The sequence below is a fragment of the Pseudomonas sp. P4_C3 genome (assembly GCF_056402075.1).
In genome coordinates this window covers 1-2,451 of record NZ_JBFUIC010000479.1, presented here as the reverse complement: position 1 = coordinate 2,451, position 2,451 = coordinate 1, and the positions used below count along the sequence as shown (strand labels likewise).

Sequence of the window (2,451 nt, the reverse complement as noted above, 5' to 3'; positions counted from 1 at the left end):
TTGATAAACCGTTGACCAAGGGCCGAAACGCTCAGAACCGAATTTGCTGGACGGAGTGACGCTCCCCTTGAACATAGACCCAGGCACTAAATAGACCTGTCTGGGTACTGGGTATCTCCGTCGTACATACACCATCCAACCCTGAAAAGGAATGCCAGATTTTTCCATTAAACTCCCAAGAAACCCTGACATAACTGGGTCTTAGTTCACCATCTCCAAGTACCGTTACCTTAACAACCCTCGTGCTGCCACCAATAATACTTGTAATACGCGTTAAACTAAAATCTGACCTGTGAAAGCCCGGATACATGCTCAATGCAATGGTTTGCGTTCCACCAAATTCAAGAATGAAGGGCCTGTCATCACCAGACAAATACACACGCCAGGTATGTCCATCAACACCTACTGGCACAGAAATCCCAAAACCCGGGGTCGGTTCGATTGTCCCTGGATAGAAAGGTCGCTTCAGTGAAAATACAGGATCATTCTTTGAACCGGCCTCCGGTTTCAATGTAATCAACATGTACTTATTCCGGACCGGATAAGCCACATCCACCCCAGGCTTGTGCTCCACACCGTCGATCAAAACTTTATACGTTAAACGGTCAACCAGCCTGCAGGACTCAAGCGAAAGTGGCACAGGCAAATCCTTGGCGACAAACGCCATATTGAAGGTACCCGTATTAGTTGGCCGCCCTGTAATGGTCCATTTGTATTCTGTCTGTGGCTCCCCCAGTTCAGGGCTTACGTCAAGATCATCACGTGCAACCCCCGTACCGCTAACCCAATTCAACGAAATGGGCAGGATCGCGACAGGACTATCAGGATCGACCTCCAAGGTCAGTTCGCGGGGTCTTTCCCAAAGAAAATCTGCCCCGTTCTCGGGAACTGGACGACCATCAATCAACACAGTTGCTTCATCAGCCAGGTTGCTCGAAATCACCAGGCTTCGATGCTCCCAAGACACCAGCACTTCCCTGCTGAAAAACACCAGGGTGATACGACCGCTCTTGCCAGCGTCCGGCGTAATCTTCCACTTGAACTGGCCATCGACGGGAGTCACCCAATCGCCAAAACTCGGCGATGCTGCGATGTTCAAACCGCCACCCTCAGCCAGCCCCAGGTTGAGCTCCCTGGCAATTCCCGGTGGAGCCTCCACCGTTACATCGCTTGCCTGCCCACGGTGCAACAAAATGGGTTCGTTCCATTTCACCTCCTTACCGTTGACGGTTAACGTGGCTTGTTCCCAAGGGCTTGCTGCAGCGGTTACAGCGTTTAGTTCGGCGGTCATGACGACGATTCCTTTTCAGCGATGGACATAAAAAACAGTCCGTTAACTATCAGGAAAAATCGATGTGTCGGAAACTGTCATAACTGACAGGTCAATTAGAACAAAATGCAATAAAAGCTCCAACTTTCTTATCAAAGTCATGTACGGAATGAAATCAGTGCTCGACTCGACAGCAGGGTCACGTTTGTCTCCGGCGCCAGCCGTAGCATTGGTGAAGCCATCGCCTGCCACATCGGTGAAATGGAACAGRYCAGCCAGGTCTTCGCCGGCATCAAGGAACAGTTCGGCCGCCTCGACATCCTGGTCAACAACGCCGCGACCAACCCGCAGTTCTGCAACGTGCTSGACACCGACCTCAGCGCCTTCCAGAAAACCGTCGACGTGAACATCCGCGGCTACTTCTTCATGTCGGTSGAAGCCGGCAAGCTGATGCGCGAAAACGGTGGCGGCAGCATCATCAACGTCGCCTCGATCAACGGTGTCTCGCCGGGGATCTTCCAGGGCATCTACTCGGTGACCAAGGCGGCGGTCATCAACATGACCAAGGTGTTTGCCAAGGAGTGTGCGCAGTTCGGGATTCGTTGCAATGCGTTGTTGCCGGGGCTGACCGACACCAAGTTCGCTTCGGCACTGGTGAAGAACGATGCGATTTTGAAGACCGCACTGGCGCAGATTCCGCTGAAACGGGTGGCGGACCCGAGTGAGATGGCGGGGGCGGTGCTTTATTTGGCGAGTGATGCGTCGAGTTATACGACTGGGGTTTCGTTGAATGTGGATGGGGGTTTCCTGTCCTGATACGGTTCACCGGATTGACAAAAAAACGATAGCGTTCGTGGGAACGCTATCGGTGCCAATCGGGTTCCACTGGTCCACTTGCCAACCAACAGGTCAAGGCTGAACGTTAATCAGGTTCGGGTCACTGGCTTGTCCGCCCGACAATAGAAATGTCAGGGGTACACCGTTGGCATCGCACAGCATGTGAATCTTGGTGGTCAGGCCGCCCGGGCTGCGGCCGAGCGCATGATCTGCGGTTCTTCAGGCCCCCTTTTTTCCCGGCACCAGAAGAGGCCCGGGTTGCGCTTACTGCCGTGGAGTCAATCATCCAAGTCTCCAGATCAATTTACCCTTGCTCGCTCAGCTTGATGTGAAGCCGTCTGAGC

Annotated in this window: 2 protein-coding genes and 1 pseudogene; 1 reads left to right on the top strand and 2 read right to left on the bottom strand. The window is 53.1% G+C overall.

Annotated elements, in window-relative coordinates; translation table 11 throughout:
• Positions 1–31 precede the first annotated feature (31 nt).
• Positions 32–1,291, bottom strand: coding sequence for a hypothetical protein (locus AC1DVH_RS29585; protein WP_477756774.1), 1,260 nt, complete (start codon positions 1,289–1,291; stop codon positions 32–34).
• 153 nt (positions 1,292–1,444) lie between these two features.
• On the opposite strand from AC1DVH_RS29585, the gene AC1DVH_RS29580 reads away from it, so the two are divergent.
• A complete protein-coding gene (locus tag AC1DVH_RS29580; protein WP_477756775.1) occupies positions 1,445–2,086 on the top strand; it encodes an SDR family oxidoreductase in 642 nt (213 codons plus the stop codon).
• Positions 2,087–2,206: 120 nt separating this feature from the next.
• On the opposite strand, the pseudogene AC1DVH_RS29575 reads toward AC1DVH_RS29580, so the two are convergent.
• Positions 2,207–2,451: pseudogene (locus AC1DVH_RS29575) on the bottom strand (IS5/IS1182 family transposase); the annotation flags it as partial.

What these genes read in the sequence shown, in the direction of transcription:
- AC1DVH_RS29585 (WP_477756774.1), bottom strand. Translation starts at nt 1,291, where the DNA reads ATGACCGCCGAACTAAACGCTGTAACCGCTGCAGCAAGCCCTTGGGAA.